The organism is Xanthobacter pollutisoli (assembly GCF_040044995.1).
Lineage (GTDB): Bacteria > Pseudomonadota > Alphaproteobacteria > Rhizobiales > Xanthobacteraceae > Xanthobacter.
In genome coordinates, this window is the sequence record NZ_JBDZDP010000002.1 from 1 (window position 1) to 21,569 (window position 21,569).

The window sequence follows — 21,569 nt, forward strand, 5'->3', positions numbered from 1 at the left end:
GGTCTACATGATCCCCGCCGCGGCCTGAGGAGGCAAACGGTGGCCGCACTCGACCACGTGGTGATCAACACCCTGCGGAACATGGATGCGGCCGCCGCAACCTGCGAGGCCCTGGGATTCACCTTGACGCCGCGGGGCTATCACTCCCTCGGCTCCATCAACCATCTGATGATGACCGCCGGGCCCTATCTGGAGCTCGTCGGCGTGCCGGAGGAGGGGCTCCAGCGCCAGGAGGTGCTGGACAGCCCCACCGGACTCTCCGGCCTCGTGTTCGCCGCGACGGATGCCGATGCGACTTATGCCCGCCTGTCAGCCGCTGGCCTGCCGGTGCTGGAGCCGCTTGCCTTCTCCCGCCCTGTTGCCCTGACGAATGGACGGGAAGAGGCAGCGCGGTTCCGCACGGTGCGCCTGCCGCGCGAGCAGAGCCCGGCCGGGCGCATCTATTTCTGCCAGCACCTGACGCCCGACCTCGTCTGGCGGCCGGAATGGATGGGCCACGCCAACGGCTTCGTCGGCATAGACCGCGTCGTGGTCGAGAGCACGGACGCGCCAGCGGACGCCACGCTCTACGCCCTTCTCGCGGACAGCCGCGCCGAGCGTCGCGCGGCCGGCTGGGCGGTGCCCCTCGATGGCGCGGAAATCCACGTGGTGGATGGGCCGCGTCCGCGCTTTGTCACCGCGGACCTGCTGTTCGATAATCTCGACGAGATCGAGCGGCGCGCCCGAAATCACCCTCCCGCGGAGTGGCGGCGGCATGGCGCCGACGCCGGCACCCTCGACCTTCCGGCGCTCGACGTCAGCCTCACCTGCCGCCTCGCGCCCTCGCGGAGCAGTTCATGACCCCGTCTTCCGCTCTTCCCGCCAATCTCGGCGACCTGGTGCTGCGCTCAGGCTTGCCCGGGCGCCCGCTCATCATCGGCCTCGGCGCCGACGGCTCCGAGACGGTCATGAGCCGCGCGGCGCTCGACGCCATGGCGGATGCCTTCGCCCGCGGCCTCCTCGCCCGCGGGCTTTCGCGCGGCGACCGCATCGCCATCGTTTCCGCCAACCGGCCGGACTTCGTGGCCCTGATGCTGGGCGCCATGCGCGCGGGCATCGTGCCGGTGCCGGTCAACTTCAAGCTGCCGCCGGCCGGCATCGCCGACATTATCCGCGATTGCGGCGCACGCCTCGTGGTCTACGACGCGCCGCGCGCCTCCTCCATCGACGCGGCGCGCCTGCCCGACGTCGCGCTCGCCGACTTCGATGCCCCCGGCGCCGCGGGCCTTTCGCCCTGGCTCGATCCCGGCCCCTTCACCCCCATCGTGCCCGAGCCCTGCGAGCCGGCGCTCAGCCTCTACACGTCGGGCTCCACCGGCCGGCCCAAGGGGGTGCTGCTCTCCCACGCCGCCCATCGCTGGGTGGTGGAGGTGCGCATGGCCGAGACCGACCTTGCCGGCGAGACCGTGCTCATCGCCGCGCCGCTCTACCACATGAACGCGCTGGCCCTGGCGCTGCTGGTCTGCGCGTCCGGCGCCACGGCGGTGATGCTGCCGCAGTTCGAGGCCAAGGCCTATATCGATGCCATCGCCCGCTATGGCTGCACCTGGCTCACTGCCGTTCCGCCCATGATCGCCATGATGCTGCGCGAGAAGGAGGCGCTGGCGCGCGCGGACCTCTCCGGCGTGCGTACCGTGCGCATGGGCTCGGCGCCGGTGAACGACGCGCTGGCGGGCGAGATCCGCGCGCTGCTGCCCAACGCGCGCATCATCAACGCCTACGGCACGACGGAAGGCGGTCCGGTCGTGTTCTCCGCTGCTCATCCCGGCGGCCTGCCGACCCCCGTGGGCGCGGTCGGCTGCCCCCATCCCGGCGTCAGCGTGCGGCTGGTGGGGGAGGGGGCGCCCGAGACGGGCGTGCTGGAGATGAAGAGCCCGGCGGTGATGCTCGGCTATCACAACCGCCCCGACGTGCGCTCGCCCATCACCGCGGACGGCTATTACAGCACCGGCGACGTGTTCCGGCGCGATGCCGACGGCTTCTATTATTTCGTCGGCCGCTCCGACGACATGTTCGTCTGCGGCGGGGAGAACATCTTCCCCGGCGAGGTGGAGGCGGTGCTGGAAGCGCATCCCGACGTGCTCCAGGCCTGCGTGGTGCCGGTGGAGGACGACATCAAGGGGCAGAAGCCGGTGGCGTTCGTGGTCCGCCGTCCCGGAACCGCGCTGGACGAGGCGGCGCTAAAGCAGCACGCCCTCGCCAATGCGCCGGCCTATCAGCATCCGCGCCGGGTGTGGTTCCTCGACCAGATGCTGCTGGCCTCCACCAACAAGATCGACCGGGCCGGCCTGAAGCGCCGCGCCGAGGCCGAGCTCAACGGCGCCTGAGGCCCGTGCGTGCGCGCATTGCCGGCGCACCATCGGCTTTCCATCCGCGGGCGTAGGCGCGCGGCGTGAGGGGACCGCTGGCTGAACCCGGCGGCGTCCGTTATGCCATCGCCTGTGCCGCCACCCGGGCCGCGCCGTGCGGCGCAGCTTGACAGGACGGCCTTCGGCCGGCCCCGGGCGGGCTGGCGACAGGCTCATATTCCGGCGCCGGCGAAGCCGCCGCGCCGCACCGGCCGGAGCGATCCGGCGCCATGCGGGAATATCTCATGCACGCTTCCTTCGATTGGGCCGCCGGCTACCCGTCCCGCCGTCTGCCGGTGTTCGGCACCAATGTGGTGTCCACCTCCCATCCTCTGGCGGCACAGGCCGGCCTGAAGATGCTGTGGCAGGGCGGCAACGCCGTGGACGCCGCCATCGCGGCCGCCGCCGCCATGACGCTGGTGGAGCCGTGCAGCAACGGCCTGGGCTCGGATGCCTTCTGCATCCTGTGGGACGGGCAGAAGCTGCACGGGCTCAATGCCTCCGGCACCGCGCCCGCGGCCTGGACGCCGGAGTATTTCCGCAAAAAGTACGGCGCCGATGCCCGCACCCTGCCCATGCGCGGCTGGGATGCGGTGACGGTGCCGGGCGCCGTCGCAGCATGGGTGGCGCTCTCGGAGCGATTCGGCCGCCTGCCGTTCGCGGACCTGCTGGCGCCGGCCATCGAGATCGCCGAACGGGGCTGGCTCGTCTCCACCAACGTTCAGCACAAATGGGCGGCCGCGGCGACGCTGCCGGACCTGGTGCGCCAGCCGGGATTCCGCGAGGTGTTCCTGCCAAAGGGGCGGGCGCCCTTCGTCGGGGAGCATTTCGCCATGCCCGGCGCCGCCCGCGCCCTGCGCGCCATCGGCGAGACGCGGGGCGCGGCGCTTTACGGCGGCGAGATTGCAGAGGCGCTGGAGGCCAGTGCCCGCGCCAATGGCGGCGCCCTCACCGCCGCGGACATGGCCGCCTACCGCCCGGAGTGGGTGGAGCCCATCGCCAAGGCCTACCGCGGCTACACAGTGCACGAGATTCCGCCCAACGGGCAGGGAATCACCGCGCTGATGGCGCTCGGCATCCTCGCCAATTTCGACCTCGCCGGCCTCGCGGTGGACAGTGCCGCGGCGCAGCACCTGCAGATCGAGGCCATCAAGCTCGCCTTCGCCGACGTCTACCGCTACGTCTCCGATCCGGCGGCCATGGCCATGACCGCGGCCGAGCTTCTGGACGACGCCTATCTCGCCGACCGCGCCCGCCTGATCGACCCGGCCCGCGCCCAGCGGTTCGCGCCGGGCAATCCGGTCAAGGGGGGAACCATCTATCTTACCGCGGCCGATGCCTCGGGCATGATGGTGAGCTTCATCCAGAGCAATTACATGGGCTTCGGCTCGGGTGTCGTGGAGGCGAACTACGGCGTCTCGCTGCAGAACCGCGGATTCGGGTTCACCCTGGACGAGACCCGCGCCAACGTGGTCGCTCCCGGCAAGCGGCCCTTCCACACCATCATCCCCGGCTTCCTCATGAAGGATGGGGCGCCGGTGATGAGCTTCGGCGTCATGGGCGGCAACATGCAGCCCCAGGGCCACGTGCAGACGCTGGTGCGCATGCTGGACTTTCAGCAGAATCCCCAGGCGGCCTGCGATGCGCCCCGTTGGCGCTTCGACCAGGGGCTCACCATCAATATCGAGCCCGGCGCCGATGCCGCTCTGCTCGACGGCCTCACGGCGCTCGGCCACGAGGCGGCCATCCTCAACGACACCTACCAGGATTTCGGCGCCGCCCAGTTCATCTGGCGCATGGGCGATCCGGCGATCGAGGGCTATGCCGCCGCCAGCGACCCTCGCCGCGACGGTCAGGCGGTGGTGGGCTGAGAGCTGCGATTCCCGCAAGGGAAGCATCGCCGGTAGACCGGCCAGATTCGCCCATTCGCCACCGGTGGGGCAATTTGGACGGGCTTCTACCCATTGTGGCGCCGCGCAAGTGTTGCGCCGCAATGATCGGCGGGACGAAGGTACGGCAGAGCTGTGGCGGAGCGCGTCCACAATGCTGCCGAGAGTCGCCCTCGGACCGCTCTCCGGCGCCGCGGGCTTCCCGATGGTCACATCCGCTCATTTCTCAGATTGCGAATGGCCGTGACCAAGTTGATGGCAGCGCAGGCGAATTTCTGGAAATCGTCGAAGGCATAATTGGTTAGCCATAAGCGGCCCGAGCACGGGCGGTACTGAATAATGGTGCTATGGTAGGTCAAACCCTGTAGTGCCATTCCTGCAACACCCGTGGGAAAAGCACGCTCGCGAGGCCGTGAACGGTACTGTTTGGATTGATCACAGGTCGGCCTTTTGTATGTTGGCTTTGCGACGAAGGGGGGCAGTCCCCGGTCGCCCATTACGTGCTCGGGGGGTCTGAGCGCGGAAATGGGAATCGGGGCAAGAACCCTCTCGGGGTGCAGCCGCACCGGCGAAGCGGAACTCGCTCCCTCGGAACCAACTTGGAGGTCACGATGAAGATGGTGAAGAGCCTTCTCCTCGGCAGCGCGGCGGGTCTCGTCGCGGTCGCTGGAGCCCAGGCCGCCGATCTGCCTGTGAAGGCGAAGCCGGTTGAATACGTGAAGATCTGCTCGGCCTACGGCGCGGGCTACTTCTATATCCCCGGCACTGACACCTGCATCAAGATCGGCGGCTACGCCCGCATGGACACCTACGTGAACGCGGTGGGTACGTTCAACCCCGCGATCGCTTCTACCACGGGCACGTACTTCAACGGTCCCGGCGTCGGCACCTTCGCCTATCCCTTCAAGGATGGTGACGATCCGGACTACCTGACCCGCGCCCGCGGCGTGTTCGACATGGACGCCCGCACCCAGACCGACTACGGCACCCTGCGGTCCTACGTGCGCTTCGGCATCGAGTGGAACTCGTCCTCGGGCGCCGGCGCCGGCCCGGCCAACAACCCCTACTTCGAGCGCGCGTTCATCCAGTTCGCGGGCTTCACCTTCGGCTACACCCAGTCGTTCTTCGACCCGGGCGTTGGCTACATGCTGACCACCCCGTATGCCGGTTCCAACCAGTGGACCAGCATGCTGGCCTACACCGCGCAGTTCGGCGGCGGCTTCTCGGCCACCCTGGCCCTGGAAGATGCGGCCAACCGCACCACCGGCGTGCAGATGGTCGGCTCCACCGCGCAGCCGGTGTTCAACGTCGCCACCGCCACGACCGGCCTGACCTACACCAACTACCAGGCTGGTCAGGAAGTCCCGGATATCGTCGCCAACCTGCGCCTCGACGGCGCCTGGGGTACGGCTCAGCTCTCGGGCGCGCTGCACCAGGTCACCGCGACGATGCCGCTCTATGCCGGCTTCTTCCCGGGCATGGGCACCACGGACAGCTGGGGCTGGGCCATCGGCGGTCACGTCGAGTTCAAGCTCCCGATGCTTGCCGCCGGCGACAGCCTGTTCATCCAGGCCGGCTACGCGGAAGGCGCTGCCTCCTACCTCGGCCTCTCTGGCACTTCGCAGGGCCGTTCCGTGGGCGTGGGCTCCCTCGACCTGAAGCAGGTCGGCGGCTCGCTCTTCGCCACCGGCGCGTTCTACACCGTGGCTGACGCTGTCGCGACCAACCTGTTTGGCGATTACAGCCTCACCTCCGGCTGGGCCCTCCAGGGTCAGTTCCGCCACTACTGGACCCCCGGTCTGCGTTCGGCCATCTACGCCGGCTACGTGGCCTACGAGGTTCCGGACAACATCGTCGCCGCCTTCAACTTCAACATGTGGCAGGTGGGTCTGAACACCATCTGGTCGCCGGTGAAGAACCTCGATATCGGCGCCGAAGTTCTCTACACCAAGGTCGACGGCTCCGTGCCGCTCAACCAGTATGCCTCGGTCACCCCGACCGGCGGCGTGCAGGGTTCGCTCGTGGGCGGCTCCACCGACATCTGGTCGGGCGGCATCCGCATGCAGCGCAACTTCTGATCGCTTCGATCCTCTGACGAGAGGCCCCGGTGGGAAACCACCGGGGCCTTTTGCTTTTGCAGGCGCTGTTCTTTGGATTAGCCTCAACGCGCCCGATGGGTTCTTGATTTATAATAATTCAATACTGACATCATCAGCCGTCATCGACGATTTTGCCTGATGAATCTCCTCGCGAAAGTGATAAGCTGAGCTTGATCCGAGCTATGCGCATAAGGCTCTGGGATCGGCTGCAACGGAACTCCATCTCCGGTCCGATCGCTTGGTGCCGTAACGTAATGATGATGAAAATCTAAGTATATCTGCTCGATCACATCGCTGAAGTTCTGTCTGATGTGATGTCGATCAATTTTCTTCTTGGTTCGAGATTGCATTACTGGCGCGAGTCTGATCTGGCGCGAGTCAGTGTCGTCTGCGATCCGGCTGCTTCCGTCATGGGCATGGCCCGGACGGGGCAGGACGTGCAAAGGAGGCTGGAATGCGTGTTGCCGCTCTTGAATGGATCGCCGAGCTTCGGCCGATATCGGGAGCCTTCTGGGCACGCGCGCTTCTTGTTGCGCTGACGGCGGGACCGGTTCTGAACGGTCCGGCGGCGTTTGCGGCGGACGTGGCGGGCAAGGCGCCGGCGGCCGAGGAGCCCGCGGAGGAGGAAGAGCCCTCCATCGCGCCGCAGCTCGGCTGGCTCGGCAACTGGGGCGGGGTGCGCCCCAAGCTCGCGGAGGCCGGCATCACGGTGGGTGTAAACTATATCGGCGAGGTCTGGCGCAACACCAGCGGCGGCATCGGCACCGGCACTGCCTATAACGGCCGCTTCCAGTTCACCCTCGATGCCGATCTCGAGAAGCTGTTCAAGTGGGAGGGCGCGACCTTCCATGTCAGCGCGCTGCAGATCCAGGGCTCCGGCTTCTCCGGCGAGTACCTTGGCAACATCATGGGCGTCAGCAACATCGACGCATTGTCGAGCACCCGCCTGTTCGAGCTCTATATCGAGCAGGAATTCTCCGGGGAGATGGGCAGCTTCCGCATCGGGCAGCTTTCCGCCGATTCGGAATTCGCCATCAGCGAGAACGGCAGTCTGTTCCTCAATTCCACCTTCGGCTGGCCCGCCCTGTTCGCCGCCGATCTGCCCAGCGGCGGCCCGGCCTATCCCCTGGCCACCCCGGGCCTGCGGCTGAAGCTGACGCCCGGCGACTACAGCTTCATGCTGGGCATCTTCAACGGCAATCCGGCGCCGTGCTGCGGCGACCCGCAGATCGAGAACAAGCACGGCCTGAACTTCCTCGTGGACCAGGGCGTGTTCGTCATCGGCGAGGCCGCCTACAGCTACAACACGCAGGACAATTCGCCCTGGCTGCCCGGCACCATCAAAGTCGGCGCGTGGTACAATTCCAACTCGTTCGACGACCAGCGCTTCGACGTCTTCGGCGTTCCGCTGGCGAGCCCGCTGTCCAACGGCATTCCCGCCAGAGCCGCGGCGATTATTCCGCTTATGCCATCCTCGACCAGATGATCTATCGCGTGCCGGGCAGCAAGGACCGGGGCGTGGGCTTCTTCGGCCGCATCATGGCGGCACCGAACGACCGGAACCAGCTCAGCTTCTATGCGGACGCGGGCCTGAACTTCAAGGGACTGGTCCCCGGCCGCGAGGCCGATTCGTTCGGCATCGCGTTCGGCACCGCCCGCGTGAGCTCGGCCGCCCGCGCCGCCGATCGGGACGTCGCCTTCTACAGCGGCACCTATTATCCGGTCCGGAGCAGCGAGACGGTGCTGGAAATCACCTACTCGGCCGAGATCACGCCCGGCTTCACCATCCAGCCCGACTTCCAGTACATCTGGCATCCCGGCGGCGGTGTGCTCAACCCGAGCGATCCGCTGGCCATCAGCACCATCCCCAATGCCGCCGTGTTCGGCGTACGGACCACCCTCAACTACTGAGCCGTGGGGCGGCTCGCTCCTCCCCCCGGCATCGCCTCGCCGTTCTCTCCTCCTTCGCAGGCCCTGCGCCCGCGCCCTCCGCCCGCCCCCTCGGCGCAGCCGGAGCGCGCGGGCGCTTTCGCATGGCCATGAAAGTGTGCTGAAGTCCCCTCCGGAACCACGCGGGCCGAGGCCGGCTACCTGCGGCCGGTGGCGGTCGGGAGGCTGCCCGCGCGGACCCAGCAGCGGCGCGAGACGTGGTGCAAGGAAGAGGCGGGCGGATGGAGGACGAGGACCGGCGCACAGCCGGAATGGGAGCAAAACGGACCGTAGGGCGTCTCTGGCCGCTCATCGCGGGCCTCCTCGCCCTCGCCCTGCTCGTGGTCTTCACCCTCGCCACCGCGCGCGAGCCCATCGAGGCCGACCTCGATGCGGCAGCGCGCGACATCCTTGCCCGCACGGGCGAATCCTGGGCCTCCGCCCGATTTGAAGGCCGCGACGCGACCATGGAGGGGGAGGCTCTGGCCGAGGAGGCACGCGCCAAGGTGCGCGCCTCGCTGGAGGGCATGTTCGGCGTACGGGTCGTGCGCGATGCGACCACCCTGCTTCCCGAGCGTCGGCCTTTCACCTTCAGCGCGGTGAAGGACGGCCGCACCATCGCCCTCGACGGCTACGTGCCGTCGGCCGATGCGCTGGCCCGCATCATCGCCGCTGCCCGCAGCGGCGGCGACCAGGTGACGGGGCAGGATCGTCTGGTGCGGGCGCGCGGCGCGCCGCCGGGGGATTTCGCCGCCCTCGTCATCTATGGCCTCGCCCAGTTGAAGAAGCTGCCCACCGGCCGCCTGACGCTGGCCGACGGCGCTATGGGCCTGGAGGGCCGGGCGCGCGATCTCGCCGGCTTCGACGAACTCGCGCAGACGCTCCACGGACCACTGCCGAGCGGCATGGTGCTGGCGCGCTTCGCCGTCCGCCCGCCGGTGGCGGCGCCGTTCCTCTGGTCGGCGGTGCGTGATGGCACGGTGCTGCGGCTGAGCGGCTACGTGCCCTCCGCCCAGGCGCGGAGCGACGTGGCGGCGGCGCTCTCCGCCGCGGTCCCCGGCATCGGCATCAAGGACGACACCCGCCTCGCCGATGGGGCGCCCGCGACCGAACTCTGGATGCGCGCAGTGCGCTTCGCCGGCAGCGCGCTGGCGCAGCTGCCCGAAGGCCGCGTCACCCTCTCCGACACCACCATCGCTGTGGAAGGCGCGGCGCCGAGCTTCACCGCCTTCGACATCCTGCTCACGCTCCGCCGCCAGACGCCGGAGGGCTTTCAGATCGTCCGCTTCGCCGTGGAGCCCCCGCGTGCCTCGCCCTTCACCTGGCAGATCGAGCGCGGTGCCGAGCAGGCTCGGCTCACCGGCTTCGCCCCCTCGGAGGACGCGCGGCGGCTGCTGCTCGATGCGGCGCGCTCCGGCTTCCAGGGCGTCCAGGTGGTGGATGAGATGCAGCTGGCGTCGGGCGGCCCGCCGCCGGAACTGTGGGCGAGCGCCGCCAGCTTCGCGGTGTCCCAGCTCTCGCGCATGCGCACCGGCACCGCCCACGTGCTGGGCACGCAGGTGATCCTGGAGGGGGAGGCGAGCGATTCCGCCGGCTACCTATTGGTGATGCAGGCGGTGCGCACGCCCCCGGCGGGGGTCACGGTGGATGCGGCCGAGGTGCGCCCACCCACCATCTCGCCTTACGTCTTCTCGGTGCGGCGGGAGGCGGACGAGCTGACCGTCTCCGGCTTCTATCCCGACGCGGAGGTCCATGCCGCCATCCGCTCGGCGCTGGAGCGCGACTTCCTGCGCGCCAAGGTTAATGACGTGTCTGCGGTGGGCGGCGGCGCGCCGGCCGGCTTCCAGGTGGCGGTTCTGGCGGGGCTCGCGGAGCTCACCCGGCTCGGCAGCGGCGAGCTCAGCGTCACCGACGGCCAGCTGCGCCTTACCGGCACGGTGCTCAATCCCAACGCCGCCACCGAGATCGAGGCCGAGCTGCGGCGGGTGGTGCGGCCGGCCTTCTCGCTGGAGACCATCTTCCAGCCGGCCGTGAACCTGCCGCCCGTGAACACCATGGAGTGCGGCCGCCTCACGGGCGATCTCCTGTCGCGGGGCGTCATCCGCTTCGCCACCGCCAGCGCGCAGATCGACCGGCAGAGCCGCGGGCTCGTCGATCGCATCGCACAGGTGTTGCGACGCTGCCCGGATGCGGTCGTGCGCGTGACAGGGCATACTGACGGTATGGGTGACCCGGAATTCAACCTGCGCCTGTCGGAAGCCCGCGCCAATGCGGTGGTCGCCTATCTGTCCGCCGCGGGCGTTGCCTCGGACCGGCTGAGCGCGGCCGGCTTCGGCTCGGGCCAGCCGGTGGCGCCCAACGACACCGAGGCCGGCAAAGCTCTGAACCGCCGCATCGAGATCGAGGTCAAGGAGCGCGCACCGTGATCTATCTCGCCCTTTCCCTCTGGCCCTACGTCGCGGCAGCGGCGGCGCTCGGGCTCGTCACCGGCTATGCCCTCGGGCGCTCCGGGCGGGAGGAACGGGCATGACCGCCTTTGCCGTCGAGGTTACGCTTCTGCTCTCCGCGGCGTTCCTGCTGGCCCTGGCGGTGGGCTATCGGCTGGCGCCGCGGCGGCGCGCCCGGGCGGATGGACCGGCCGCAAACGGGGCGGCCCCGCCCACACCTGTCCCGCCGGCCGTGCGCCCGATGGCGGCTGAGCGGCCGCTGCCGGAGAGTGCGCCCGCCTCAAGCGCCGAGTATGTCCCGCGGCCGCTGCAATCGGCCCTCCCGCCACCGCCCATCGCCCCGCCCCCACCGGAGCCGGACCTGTTCTCGCGCTTCGGCATCATCAACGGCACCGTGCCCCTGCCGCCGGAGGACGATGACGAGCCGCCGCCCCGGCCGCCGCCGCGCCGGCGCGCCCCGGAACACCATCCCGGCACGCGCCCGCCGGCGCTTGCCGCCCCCGAGGGCGAGGGGCCCGACGACCTGAAGCGCCTGAAGGGCATCGGCCCGCAGAACGAGCAGCGCCTCAATGCGCTGGGCATCTATCATTTCCACCAGATCGCCGCCTGGACGCCGCAGGAGGCCGCTTGGATCGGCAGCTCGCTCGCCTTCCCCGGCCGCATCGAGCGGGAGAACTGGGTCGGTCAGGCGAAAGCCATTCTCGAAGGCGGCGCCCCGCCGCCGGGGCCCCGGAGCCGCCGCCGCTGAAGGCAGGCGCGAGCGCCGGATTTGGCGCCAGGGGAGGGCGGTGGGGCCGCCTTGTGGTTTGTTCGGGGTGCTTGGTACGAGGAGGGTCCTCGGTCTGCCTGACCAAGGACAGCAGCTGTCGCATCGCCCTTCCGGCAGGTGGCACCCGGCCCGGGCGCCGATCGCCCGGATAAGCGGGGGCCGACAGAGCGCGGGAGCGAGGGCGGCGGGCGCGGGATGCGAGAGGGTCCCGCCGCGCCGAGAGTTTCGGCGCGACTGGATCGGACTGCGGGGCCTAGCGGCCGCGGAGGTCGGCTTCCATCTGCAGCTTGGTGGGGATGTTGAAGCGCACCTTGTAGACTTGGTAGTTCTCCATCACCCGCTGCACGTAATTGCGGGTCTCCGAGAAGGGGATGGATTCCACCCAGTCCACCACGTCCACATCGGGATCGCGCGGGTCGCCGTAGCGGGCGATCCATTTGGCGACGCTGCCCCGCCCGGCGTTGTAGGCGGCGAAGGCCAGCACGTAGTTGCCGCCATACTGCGCCACCAGCTCACCCAGCTCGGCGGCGCCGAACTGCACGTTGTAGGACTGGTCGCGCATCAGGCGGCCCTCGTCGTAGGCGACGCCGGTCACCTTCGCGACCTGCCGGCCGGCGGCCGGTGTCACCTGCATCAGGCCCATGGCCTTGGCGCTGGAGAGGGTGGAGGCGTTGAACTGGCTTTCCTGCCGGGCGATGGCATAGACCGCCGCCTTGTCCACAGGGTCGCCGATGGGGCTGTAGCCGGGCAGCCCGAAGGTGGGGAAGGCCTCGGCCTCCAGCGGATGGCCCTCGGCGAGGCCCTCCTTGCCCACCACCAGCGCGCCGCGGGCGTCGTCATTGGCTTCGGCGAGGTCGGCGAGCATGGCGAGCTGCGCGGAATCCTCCATGCGCCAGGCGAGGTCGTAATAGATGGTCAGCGGGATGTCGCGCGCGCCGATGGCGTAGAGCATGCGGATGGCCTTCACCGGCTCGAGGCGGGCGAAGGTGTTGCGCGAGTCGAACGAGGGCGAGGGCGGACCCTTCAGCACCACCGGTGCCATGCCGAGGCGGGTGCGCGAGAGCTGGCCGTAATAGGTGGCAGAAAATCGCGCGGCGGCCTCGTAGCCGGCGCGGGCGCGCCCGCTGTCGCCCAGGGCCTCAGCCGCGCGGGCCTGCCAGTAATAGGCCCGCGACAGGGTGATGGGGTGCTTCTGCTCGTCGTCGATCTTGGCGAAGTGCTGCGCGGCGGTGCGCGGATCCTTCAGGAAGCGCAGAGCGATCCAGCCGGCGGTGAAATGCTGCTCGGCACGGTAGTTGTCGGCCTGGGGCGGCACGCCGGTGGCGGCGACCTTGTAGGCGGTCTGGAAGTCGCCGGCCTCCAGAAGCTCGCGCGACACCAGACGGCGCTCGATCCACCATTCGTCGGGGTCGGCGCGCACCTGGTCGGAGGTGGCGCCGGCGAGCAGCGCGCGGGCGGCTTCCTGGGGCTTGTCGGCCCGCCGCAGCAATTGCGACTTGGCGAACAGATAGGCCGGATCGTTGGCAAGCGTGAACGGCACCTGGGCGAGGAGCTTCTCGCCGTTGGGCTCCTTGCGGGCGATGGCGAGGCGGGCCTTGGTGAGGGCCACCACGTCGCTGCCGGCGCGGCCAGCGGCGCGCATGGCGCGGTCGGTGTCCGGCTTGTAGCTGAAGCGGTCGGCGCGCAGCTTGTGGTCGGTGCGCGTGAGGAAGCCCGAGAATTCATCGAGAATCTTGTTCTCGAACAGCTCGTTGAGATCGTCGTCGCGCCACGCCTCGCGCACCCAGTCGGCGGCGTCCGAGCGGTTGCCGACGGAGACGAGATAGCGCGCCAGCGCCACCTTGCCCTCGCCGGAGAGGGGACCCTGCTCGGCGAAGAAGGCGCGGGCCTTGGCCGGGTCCTTGTTTTCCTGGAACAGGACCCGCTCGGCGCGGCGGCGCAGGGTGGACTGGGTGGGCCAACCGGGCTTTTCGTGCAGGAACTGGTTGATGGCCTCGAAGCCGAGGTCGTTGGGCGCGTGGCGGATGACAAGCCAGGTCACAAGCGTGCGCGCCACCGGATCGTCGAGCTGCTGGGTTGCGGCCATCGCCTCGGCGGCACGGCCGTTGCGGGCGGCGGTCACCGCCACCTTCAGCGCGGCGAGGTCGCCGCCGGGAATGTTGGCCGAGGCCCCCACCGTGGGCGCCGCCTGGGGCGCGGCGGGGCTGACGCGTGCGGTGGCGGGCTTCGCGGCGGCCGGTTTCGTCGCCGTCGGTTTGGCCGCGGTGGGCTTGGCCGCAGCGGGCTTCGCAGCCGCGGCTGCTGCGGGCTTGGTGTCCTTGGCGTCCTTGGCCGGCGCGCCGGATTTCGAAGTGGCTGCAGCCTTGGCGTTGGCGCCCTTGGTGGTGTCCTTGGCCGCCGGTTTGGCGGCGTCCTTTGCGTCCTTTGCCGCGGGCTTGGCAGCCGGTGCTGCGGGCTTGGACGGAGGCGCCGGAGTGGATTCCGCGGCGGCCGGCACCGCCCCGCTCCAGGCGAGGGCAAGCGCAACGACGCTCACGGACATCAGGCTCGAGACAGACGACATCAGCTTCCTCTCGGGCGTGCTTGGCTCACGGGCGAGCTTGGCGTGCTGGGAATCCCCCGGACATGTTCCGTCACCGGCGTTGACGAAACCCTAACCTCAATGAAGTCCGAAAAGCGGGCGAAACCACGGCTTGCGGCGGCCGGAGGTTGCGGGGACGGCATTTGCGCCCTCCGGTACCGCAGCGGCGCAGGGGCCTACCACCGGCTTTGCGGCATGCGGGCGGGCGGAGGCGGAGATCCTCCCCCTTTCCGGCGGGCCGGCAAAAGGATAAGGGTCAAGGGATCCGCCGCTCGCCCGAGCCGGCGCCTGCCCGAACCGTCCGCCCCCGCGGCCGCGTCCGGGCCTATCGACAAGCTCCAGGAACCAAGGCGTTCGCCATGTCGCCCATTTCGTCTGCGTCGCGCTTTCGCGGCTCGTTTACCGCTCTCGTCACGCCGTTCCGCGACGGCGCGTTGGACGAGAAGGCGTTCCGCGCCTTCGTGGACTGGCAGATCGCCGAGGGCACCCACGGGCTCGTTCCGGTGGGCACCACCGGAGAGAGCCCGACCCTGAGCCATGACGAGCACAATCGCGTGGTGGAATGGACGGTGGAGCAGGCCGCCGGCCGTGTGCCGGTGATCGCCGGCGCCGGCTCCAACAACACCTCCGAGGCGGTGGCCCTCGCCGAGCATGCCCAGAAGGTGGGCGCGAGCGCACTGCTGGTGGTGACGCCCTATTACAACAAGCCCACCCAGGAAGGCCTTTACCGCCACTTCAAGGCCATCGCCGACGCGGTGGACCTGCCCGTGTTCATATACAACATCCCGAGCCGCTCAGTCATCGACATGTCGGTGGAGACCATGGCGCGGCTGTTCGAGATCAAGAATATCGCCGGCGTGAAGGATGCCACCGCCAATCTCGCCCGCGTCTCGCTCCAGCGGCAGGTGCTGGGGCCGGACTTCATCCAGTTGTCCGGCGAGGACGCGACGGCGCTGGGATTCATGGCCCACGGCGGGCACGGCTGCATCTCGGTGGCCTCCAATGTCGCGCCGCGCCTGTGCTCGGAATTCCAGACCGCCTGCCTCGCCGGCGACTTCAAGGCCGCCCTCGCCATCCAGGACAAGCTGATGCCGCTGCATACGGCGCTGTTCGTGGAGACCAATCCGAGCCCCACCAAGTACGCCCTCTCGCTGCTCGGCAAGATGACCGAGGACGCGCGCCTGCCCATGGTCCCGGTGTCAGAGACCACGCGGGCGGTGGTGCGCAGCGCCATGGTGCACGCCGGCCTCATCAACTGAGGCGGCGTGTCTGCGATCCTCGGCGCCATCACCGAGCAGGCCGCGCCGCCGTTCTTCTGCTCGCTGCGGTGGAGGCTCGCGTCATCGCCGCCTTAAGGGCGATCCGTCGAGCAGCTGAAGCCGGGGCCCCTTCGGGCCGGGCGGCTTCGGTGCGCGGAACCCTGTGACGGGCGATGCGTCGCGCCGTCGTTGTCGACTCTCGCATCGAGCCGGGCGGCAATCTCTTGTCCGTGCTCGGCATCTAACCCTGCGCGCAGCAGCGGCCATGACCAATCCCGCTTGCTTCGGCAAGGCGCCACGACCACATTCCAGGCTATGAGCGACAAGAAGAACGACGTCCCCCGCAAGATCGCCGCCGACAACCGGCGCGCCCGGTTCGACTACGAGATCGGTGAGACCTTCGAGGCTGGCATCTCCCTCACCGGCACCGAGGTGAAGAGCCTGCGCACCGGCAAGGCCACCATCGGCGAGAGCTATGCCGCCCAGAAGGACGGCGAGATGTGGCTCTACAACGCCTATATCCCGGAATATCTCGAGGCCAACCGCTTCAACCACGAGACCCGGCGCCCCCGCAAGCTGCTGCTGCACAAGCGGCAGATCGCTAAGCTCGGCCAGGCGGTGGAGCGCGAGGGCATGACGGTGGTGGCGACGAAGATCTATTTCAACGACCGCGGCCGCGCCAAGGTGGAGCTCGCCCTCGCCAAGGGCCGCAAGGCGCACGACAAGCGCGAGGCGTCCAAGGAGCGGGACTGGGCGCGCGATAAGGCGCGGCTCATGCGCGAGCGGGGCTGAGGCGGGAGGACGGCGTGGACGGCAGGATCGCGTTCGACCATTGCGTGGTGCATGTGAGCGACTTTGCGCGCTCCAATGACTTTTACGCCGCCGTGCTCGGCGCCGAGGTGGTGGAGGTGGGCCGGGGCTTCGCGTATCGCTTCGGCGACCGGCAGCTCAACCTGCATGGTCCCGGTGTGGACGCGACGCCGGTGGCGCGGCTTCCCGTCCAGCCCGGCAATTCCGACCTGTGCTTCCGCTGGGCAGGGTCCATCGCCGGCGCGATCGCCCACCTCGCCGCCAACGGCATCACGCCGGAACTCGGTCCGGTGCGCCGCTTCGGCGCCAAGGGGCAGGGGACCAGCGTCTACTTCCGCGATCCCGACGGGTCGCTGCTCGAATTCATCTCCTATGATGGGGCGGAGGGAGCCTGACATGAGCAACGACACGCCCGGCTACGCGGGCCTGCCCGACAATCTTCCCGCGCCGGAGGACGACGGCCTCGCCAGCCATCTCCCCGGCCTGGAGCTACCGATCATCGGTCTGCCGGCGACGGACGGACGGCACGTCGACCTGTCGTCGCTCTCGGGCCTCACCGTCGTCTATGCCTATCCCCGCACGGGAGTCCCCGGCCGGGCGATGCCGGAAGGCTGGGATCAGATCCCCGGCGCGCGGGGCTGCACTCCGCAATCGTGCGCCTTCCGCGACCACTATGCCGACCTGAAGGCGGCCGGCGTGGAGCACGTGTTCGGCCTGTCCCTGCAGGATACGGACTATCAGCGGGAGGTCGCCGAACGGCTTCATCTGCCGTTCCCGCTGCTCTCGGACCATCGCCACGCGCTCACAAACGCCCTTCGTCTGCCCACCTTCACGGTGGAGGGCGCAGTCCTTCTCAAGCGCATCACGCTGGTGATCGAGGAGGGGGCGATCTCCCACGTCTTCTATCCGGTGTTCCCGCCGGACCGGAACGCCGCGGACGTGCTCGCCCATGTGCAGGCGGCGAAGGCGATCTATTCCCCGTCCAGATAGGCGCGTACCGAGGCGAACACGGCGCGGAACATGGCCGGCGTCAAAACGCCGGTATTGGTGTTGTAGCGCGAGCAATGGTAGCTCGCGAACAGGCGCACCAATCCAACGGTGTCGCTGGCGCCGTGGCCGAACTTCAGCCGCGAGGCCCGCTCGCCCAAAGCGTTGAGCGTGGAATCATGGGCGATCTTGCCGAGGGTCACGATGGCGCGCAGGCGCGGCATCTCACCCATGGGGGCGGCGAGGAAGGGCCGGCAGGTGCGGATTTCTTCCGTCGTCGGCTTATTCTGCGGCGGAACGCAGCGCACCGCATTTACGATCCGCGCGCCCTCCAGCGTCAGTCCGTCTTCCGGATGGGCGGCGTAGGTGCCGCGGGCGAAGCCGTATTCGATCAGCGTGGCGTAGAGCAGGTCGCCGGCATAATCGCCCGTGAACGGCCGCCCGGTGCGGTTGGCGCCGCGCAGGCCGGGGGCGAGGCCGACGATGAGCAGCGGCGCATCGCGCGGGCCGAAGGCGGGCACGGGCGCATTGTGCCAGGAGGGCTCCGCCGCCCGCCATTCGGTGCGGAACGCCGCGAGGCGCGGGCAGAGGGGGCAGTCGCGGCCGGGCTCGGCCGCGCCGGGGGGCGCGGATGCGCCGCCGGCGGGACGCGTTCTCGGCGGCATGGAGGCGTCAGTCGTTGCCGTCGCCGGCCGCGGTCGCGGCGTTGCGCCGCTCCAGGAAGCGCGGGGTCTCCTGCATGCGGCCCTGACGCTCGGAGGGGTCGCGGCCGATCTTCGGCTGCAGCTCCACGAGGTCGATGAAGATGTCGGCCTGGCGGCGCAGGTCGTCGGCGATCAGCGGCGGCTGGGTGGAGATGGTCGAGACCACCGAGACCCGCACACCCTTGCGCTGGAGCGCCTCCACCAGGGAGCGGAAGTCGCCGTCGCCCGAGAACAGCACGATATGGTCCACGTGCTCGGCGAGCTCCATGGCGTCCACCGCGATCTCGATGTCCATGTTGCCGCGCACCCGGCGGCGACCCTGCGCATCCGTGAACTCGCGGGCGAGCTTGGTGACGACGGAATAGCCGTTGTAGTCCAGCCAGTCGAGCAGCGGGCGGATCGAGGAGTATTCCTGATCCTCGATGAGGGTCGTGTAGTAGAACGCGCGCAACAGATACCCGCGGCTCTGAAACTCCTTCAGCAGCCGCTTGTAGTCGATATCGAAGCCGAGCGCCTTGGTGGCGGAATAAAGATTGGCGCCATCTATGAGAAGAGCGATCTTTTCAAGGCCCTGCATACAAAGGTCCGCCGGTGGAATGGGATGGGCATAACGAGGAACGGCTGCAAACCACATCGTCCAGCCGCCTTTCTCCGACGAAGAACCGTTCAAGGCAAGCGAAAAAGGCGAAGGCGGGGGTCCCCGGGCTTGCCCGTCCCGAGGAATTGCTGTATCGACCCCCTCTTCTCAAGGCCTGTATTCTGCGCGCTGGCGCATGACGGAGTGACGAGCCCATGGCCCGTGTCACGGTAGAAGACTGCATCGACAAGGTGGACAACCGGTTCGAGCTCGTGCTGCTCGCCGCCCACCGGGCGCGCATGATCTCGTCCGGCGCCCAGATCACGGTCGATCGCGACAACGACAAGAATCCCGTTGTCGCCCTGCGCGAGATCGCCGACGAGACGGTGAGCCCCGAGGATCTGAAGGAAGACCTCATCCACTCGCTGCAGAAGTACACCGAGGTGGACGAGCCCGAGCCCGAGGCCGTGCCGATGATCGCCTCCGGCGACAGCTCGGGCGGCGACGATGCCGACGTCATGCTCGACCGCATGACCGAGGAGGAGCTCCTCGCCGGCCTCCAGGGCCTGGTTCCCCCGGAGCACAATGACGACGACGAGGGCTGAGCCCATCTCATCGAGTCGCGAAGTTCCGGCCGGGCCCATGCCCGGCCGTTCTCATGTCAGGGCCGGGCGCTGAACCGATTCGACCGACGGTTGACGCTGCCGAGCCCGAGGCCTAACGTCCCGCCATGCCTCGTTCCGAAACCCATATGCCGGCGCTTCGCTTGGCCCTGCGGCGAATTCCTCGCCCGGTCGACCCTGTCGGCCGGGTAGACTGACGCGCCGCCGGGACGTCTGGCCAGCGGCGCGCTCCTCACCTGGGCGAAAGCCCTGAGGTCCCCGCGTGGCGCTGCCCGCATCAGTTCGGAACGTTCCCCATGTCTCCCGCCTGTCCCGAGCCGCCGTTTCGGCGCGAGGGCGCCGATCTCTACCGCCTTGCGGTGGAGGCCGAGCCCGAAACCAACCTTCTCCTGCGCCTTCTCGAGCCCTTCGTGATCCACGATGTCCTGCCGAGCCGCATCGACTGCGCCGCAACCGGCGACGGCCTCTCGGTGGAGCTGGAGTTCACCGCCGCGGAGGCGTTGGCGATCCGGCTGCACCAGCGGCTGTCGGTGATGGTGGGGGTCCGCGACGCGGCCCTCGCCACCGTCGGCCATGCCCGCGCGGCCGCATGGCGCGCCGCCTGACGGATCCTGCATGCTGAACACGCTCTCGGACATTGCCGTCATCGTCCTGCCGGTGTTCGGCATGGTGCTTGTGGGCTACCTCTCCGCCCGCATCGGCCTCGTCAGCGAGCGGGCGACAGACGGGCTGGCCGAGTTCGTGTTCAGCCTGTCGGTGCCGGTGCTCATCTTCAAGACGCTGAGCGAATCGAAGCTGCCTGAGGCCCAGCCCTGGGGCTATTGGATCGCCTATTTCGCCGGCGCCTTCTTCGTCTTCGGCCTCGCCATGCTGGCGGCGCAGCGCCTGTTCGGCCGGAGCCGGCCGGAGGCGGTGATCCACGGCTTCGCCGCCGGGCAGGCCAACACCGTCTTCGTCGGCGTGCCGCTGATCCTGAAGGCCTATGGCGATGCGGGTGCGGTGCCGCTGTTCCTGCTCATCGCCATCCACCTGCCGGTGATGCTGGTGGCCGCCACCATCCTTTTGGAGGGCAGCGGCGGCTTCTCCCGCGCCACAGTGCTGAAGCTCGCCAAGGCGCTGGCCTTCAATCCCATCCTGCTGGGCATTTACGCCGGGGCGCTCGCCCGGGTGCTCGGCATTCAGGCCACCGGCGTGCCCAAGCAGATGATCGACCTGCTCGCCGCGGCCGCCACGCCCTGCGCGCTGATCTCCCTCGGCCTGTCGCTGAAACGCTACGGCATGGCGGGAGGCGATATCGTTCCGTCCGCTCTCATCAGCGTGCTGAAGCTGATCGTGCATCCGGCGGCGGTGTTCGCGCTCACCTTCGTCTTCACCATGCCGCCGGTGTGGGCCGGCGTCGCCGTGCTGTTCGCGGCCATGCCCAGCGGCATCAACGGCTACCTTCTGGCCCAGCGCTACGGCGTCGGCGTCGCCGCTTCCACCAGCGCCGTCTCCCTCTCCACCGGGCTTGCGGTGTTCACCGTGGCGGTGTGGCTCTACATCCTCGGCGTAGGGTAGGGGCTGTCGGCGGGAAAGAGTGCGGAGGCGGGCAGATCCAGCCAGCGGCGGATGTCCTGCGCCGTGGCGCCGCCGGCCCTCAGCGCGGCGAGACTGGTGGCGGAATTGCTCTTGGAGAGCTTGTGGCCGCTCTCGTCCAGGATCAGCCGGTGGTGATGGTAGATGGGCGTCGGCAGCCCCAGCAGGCGCTGGAGCAGCACGTGGACCGAGGTGGCGTGGAACAGGTCCATGCCGCGGATGACATGGGTGATGCCCTGGGCCGCGTCGTCCACCACCACCGAGAGGTGGTAGGAGGTGGGCACCTCCTTGCGGGCCAGCACCACGTCCCCCCATTGCGCGGGATCGGCGGGGATGGCCGCGCACGGTCCTTCCGGTGCGTCCTGCGCCTCGGGCCAGGACAGGGCGCCGCCCACCTCCTCCAGCGCCGCCGCCATGTCAAGGCGCATCACATAGGGCGTGCCGGCGGCCTTGAGGCGACCGCGCTCCGCGACGCCTACGCCGGCGCGCCGGAAGGGATAGAGCGGCGCGCCATCCGGGTCGCGCTGCGCCGCCCGGCCGCTCGCCGCCTCGCCCTCGATGACAGCGCGGGCGATGTCGGATCGGCTCTCGAAGGCGGCATAGACGAGGCCCATCCCCTCCAGCCGGGCGAGGGCCGCGGCATACTCCGCGAAATGCTCGGACTGCCGGCGCGGCGGGGCGGCGGGGACGATGCCGAGCCAGCCCAGATCGTCGAGGATCGCCGCCTCGTGCTCCGGGCGGCATCGGGTGGCGTCGATGTCCTCCATGCGCAACAGGAAGGTGCCGCCGGTGCGGCCGGCCGCCTCGGCATTGACGAGGGCGGAGAAGGCATGCCCGAGATGCAGCCGGCCATTGGGGCTGGGCGCGAAGCGGCAGACGAAGGCAGGGCTTTGGAACATGGCGTCAGCCATTACAGCCGCATCCGCCCGCTTC

The 21,569-nt window shown here is 69.2% G+C and carries 17 protein-coding genes and 1 pseudogene; 14 read left to right on the forward strand and 4 right to left on the reverse strand.

The genetic code is table 11. From position 1 onward, the window contains the following. Positions 1-39 precede the first annotated feature (39 nt). The 7 genes and pseudogenes from ABLE93_RS05365 (at position 40) to ABLE93_RS05395 (ending at position 11,499) form a co-directional block, all read left to right on the forward strand. Positions 40-840, forward strand: a complete 801-nt coding sequence (locus ABLE93_RS05365) for a VOC family protein (protein WP_348838493.1) — start codon at positions 40-42, stop codon at positions 838-840. Further along, entirely contained in the window at positions 837-2,366 is a 1,530-nt protein-coding gene (locus ABLE93_RS05370; protein ID WP_348838494.1) for a class I adenylate-forming enzyme family protein, read from the forward strand. Before ABLE93_RS05365 ends, ABLE93_RS05370 begins: the two co-directional genes overlap by 4 nt. A gap of 266 nt (positions 2,367-2,632) precedes the next feature. Beyond that, a complete protein-coding gene (locus ABLE93_RS05375) occupies positions 2,633-4,258 on the forward strand; it encodes a gamma-glutamyltransferase family protein (protein ID WP_348838496.1) in 1,626 nt (541 codons plus the stop codon). Positions 4,259-4,887: 629 nt separating this feature from the next. Then, a complete protein-coding gene (locus ABLE93_RS05380) occupies positions 4,888-6,354 on the forward strand; it encodes a porin (RefSeq protein WP_348838497.1) in 1,467 nt (488 codons plus the stop codon). Between the two features lie 475 nt (positions 6,355-6,829). Beyond that, a pseudogene (locus tag ABLE93_RS05385) lies at positions 6,830-8,286 on the forward strand (carbohydrate porin). A 260-nt stretch (positions 8,287-8,546) separates the two neighbouring features. After that, positions 8,547-10,730: an OmpA family protein gene (locus ABLE93_RS05390; protein ID WP_348838498.1), complete on the forward strand. Its 2,184-nt coding sequence runs from the start codon at positions 8,547-8,549 to the stop codon at positions 10,728-10,730. Between the two features lie 100 nt (positions 10,731-10,830). Then, positions 10,831-11,499 (forward strand): helix-hairpin-helix domain-containing protein, encoded by a 669-nt coding sequence (locus tag ABLE93_RS05395; RefSeq protein WP_348838499.1) that lies wholly within the window; start codon positions 10,831-10,833, stop codon positions 11,497-11,499. A 274-nt stretch (positions 11,500-11,773) separates the two neighbouring features. On the opposite strand, the gene ABLE93_RS05400 is transcribed toward ABLE93_RS05395, so the two are convergent. Continuing rightward, the gene (locus ABLE93_RS05400; RefSeq protein WP_348838500.1) at positions 11,774-14,083 is read right to left on the reverse strand and encodes a lytic transglycosylase domain-containing protein; all 2,310 of its coding nucleotides are present in this window, start codon (positions 14,081-14,083) and stop codon (positions 11,774-11,776) included. A 377-nt stretch (positions 14,084-14,460) separates the two neighbouring features. Here ABLE93_RS05400 and dapA point away from each other — a divergent pair, with 377 nt between their 5' ends. The 4 genes from dapA to ABLE93_RS05420 all read left to right on the forward strand — a co-directional run bounded on the left by dapA (position 14,461) and on the right by ABLE93_RS05420 (position 17,160). Beyond that, positions 14,461-15,360, forward strand: coding sequence for a 4-hydroxy-tetrahydrodipicolinate synthase (dapA, locus tag ABLE93_RS05405; RefSeq protein ID WP_510182978.1), 900 nt, complete (start codon positions 14,461-14,463; stop codon positions 15,358-15,360). Positions 15,361-15,675: 315 nt separating this feature from the next. Further along, positions 15,676-16,152 (forward strand): SsrA-binding protein SmpB, encoded by a 477-nt coding sequence (gene smpB, locus ABLE93_RS05410; RefSeq protein ID WP_348838501.1) that lies wholly within the window; start codon positions 15,676-15,678, stop codon positions 16,150-16,152. Positions 16,153-16,166: 14 nt separating this feature from the next. Continuing rightward, a complete protein-coding gene (locus tag ABLE93_RS05415) occupies positions 16,167-16,565 on the forward strand; it encodes a VOC family protein (protein ID WP_348838502.1) in 399 nt (132 codons plus the stop codon). A gap of 1 nt (position 16,566) precedes the next feature. After that, a complete protein-coding gene (locus ABLE93_RS05420; protein WP_348838503.1) occupies positions 16,567-17,160 on the forward strand; it encodes a peroxiredoxin in 594 nt (197 codons plus the stop codon). On the opposite strand, the gene ABLE93_RS05425 is transcribed toward ABLE93_RS05420, so the two are convergent. Together ABLE93_RS05425 and ABLE93_RS05430 are read right to left on the reverse strand one after the other, a co-directional pair. Continuing rightward, positions 17,142-17,822 (reverse strand): uracil-DNA glycosylase, encoded by a 681-nt coding sequence (locus ABLE93_RS05425; protein ID WP_348838504.1) that lies wholly within the window; start codon positions 17,820-17,822, stop codon positions 17,142-17,144. The genes ABLE93_RS05420 and ABLE93_RS05425 overlap by 19 nt on opposite strands. Positions 17,823-17,829: 7 nt before the next feature. After that, positions 17,830-18,438: a LabA-like NYN domain-containing protein gene (locus ABLE93_RS05430; protein ID WP_348838505.1), complete on the reverse strand. Its 609-nt coding sequence runs from the start codon at positions 18,436-18,438 to the stop codon at positions 17,830-17,832. 215 nt (positions 18,439-18,653) lie between these two features. Between ABLE93_RS05430 and rpoZ the strand changes: the two genes are divergently transcribed. The 3 genes from rpoZ (at position 18,654) to ABLE93_RS05445 (ending at position 20,618) form a co-directional block, all read left to right on the forward strand. Next, positions 18,654-19,043: a DNA-directed RNA polymerase subunit omega gene (gene rpoZ, locus ABLE93_RS05435; protein WP_348838507.1), complete on the forward strand. Its 390-nt coding sequence runs from the start codon at positions 18,654-18,656 to the stop codon at positions 19,041-19,043. Positions 19,044-19,357: 314 nt separating this feature from the next. Then, positions 19,358-19,666: a hypothetical protein gene (locus ABLE93_RS05440; protein ID WP_348838508.1), complete on the forward strand. Its 309-nt coding sequence runs from the start codon at positions 19,358-19,360 to the stop codon at positions 19,664-19,666. Between the two features lie 10 nt (positions 19,667-19,676). After that, the gene (locus ABLE93_RS05445) at positions 19,677-20,618 is read left to right on the forward strand and encodes an AEC family transporter (RefSeq protein ID WP_348838509.1); all 942 of its coding nucleotides are present in this window, start codon (positions 19,677-19,679) and stop codon (positions 20,616-20,618) included. Here the strand turns inward: ABLE93_RS05445 and gluQRS are convergent. Further along, positions 20,597-21,547: a tRNA glutamyl-Q(34) synthetase GluQRS gene (gene gluQRS / locus ABLE93_RS05450; RefSeq protein ID WP_348838510.1), complete on the reverse strand. Its 951-nt coding sequence runs from the start codon at positions 21,545-21,547 to the stop codon at positions 20,597-20,599. The two genes, ABLE93_RS05445 and gluQRS, sit on opposite strands and share 22 nt — an antisense overlap. Positions 21,548-21,569 lie beyond the last annotated feature (22 nt).

Excerpts from the sequence above, each read along its gene's own strand:
- ABLE93_RS05445 (WP_348838509.1), top strand. The coding sequence starts at position 19,677 with ATGCTGAACACGCTCTCGGACATTGCCGTCATCGTCCTGCCGGTGTTC.
- smpB (WP_348838501.1), top strand. The coding sequence starts at position 15,676 with ATGAGCGACAAGAAGAACGACGTCCCCCGCAAGATCGCCGCCGACAAC.
- dapA (WP_510182978.1), top strand. The coding sequence starts at position 14,461 with ATGTCGCCCATTTCGTCTGCGTCGCGCTTTCGCGGCTCGTTTACCGCT.
- ABLE93_RS05380 (WP_348838497.1), top strand. The coding sequence starts at position 4,888 with ATGAAGATGGTGAAGAGCCTTCTCCTCGGCAGCGCGGCGGGTCTCGTC.
- rpoZ (WP_348838507.1), top strand. The coding sequence starts at position 18,654 with ATGGCCCGTGTCACGGTAGAAGACTGCATCGACAAGGTGGACAACCGG.
- ABLE93_RS05390 (WP_348838498.1), top strand. The coding sequence starts at position 8,547 with ATGGAGGACGAGGACCGGCGCACAGCCGGAATGGGAGCAAAACGGACC.
- ABLE93_RS05400 (WP_348838500.1), bottom strand. The coding sequence starts at position 14,083 with ATGTCGTCTGTCTCGAGCCTGATGTCCGTGAGCGTCGTTGCGCTTGCC.
- ABLE93_RS05425 (WP_348838504.1), bottom strand. The coding sequence starts at position 17,822 with ATGCCGCCGAGAACGCGTCCCGCCGGCGGCGCATCCGCGCCCCCCGGC.
- ABLE93_RS05375 (WP_348838496.1), top strand. The coding sequence starts at position 2,633 with ATGCACGCTTCCTTCGATTGGGCCGCCGGCTACCCGTCCCGCCGTCTG.
- ABLE93_RS05430 (WP_348838505.1), bottom strand. The coding sequence starts at position 18,438 with ATGCAGGGCCTTGAAAAGATCGCTCTTCTCATAGATGGCGCCAATCTT.
- gluQRS (WP_348838510.1), bottom strand. The coding sequence starts at position 21,547 with ATGGCTGACGCCATGTTCCAAAGCCCTGCCTTCGTCTGCCGCTTCGCG.
- ABLE93_RS05370 (WP_348838494.1), top strand. The coding sequence starts at position 837 with ATGACCCCGTCTTCCGCTCTTCCCGCCAATCTCGGCGACCTGGTGCTG.
- ABLE93_RS05420 (WP_348838503.1), top strand. The coding sequence starts at position 16,567 with ATGAGCAACGACACGCCCGGCTACGCGGGCCTGCCCGACAATCTTCCC.
- ABLE93_RS05440 (WP_348838508.1), top strand. The coding sequence starts at position 19,358 with ATGTCTCCCGCCTGTCCCGAGCCGCCGTTTCGGCGCGAGGGCGCCGAT.
- ABLE93_RS05395 (WP_348838499.1), top strand. The coding sequence starts at position 10,831 with ATGACCGCCTTTGCCGTCGAGGTTACGCTTCTGCTCTCCGCGGCGTTC.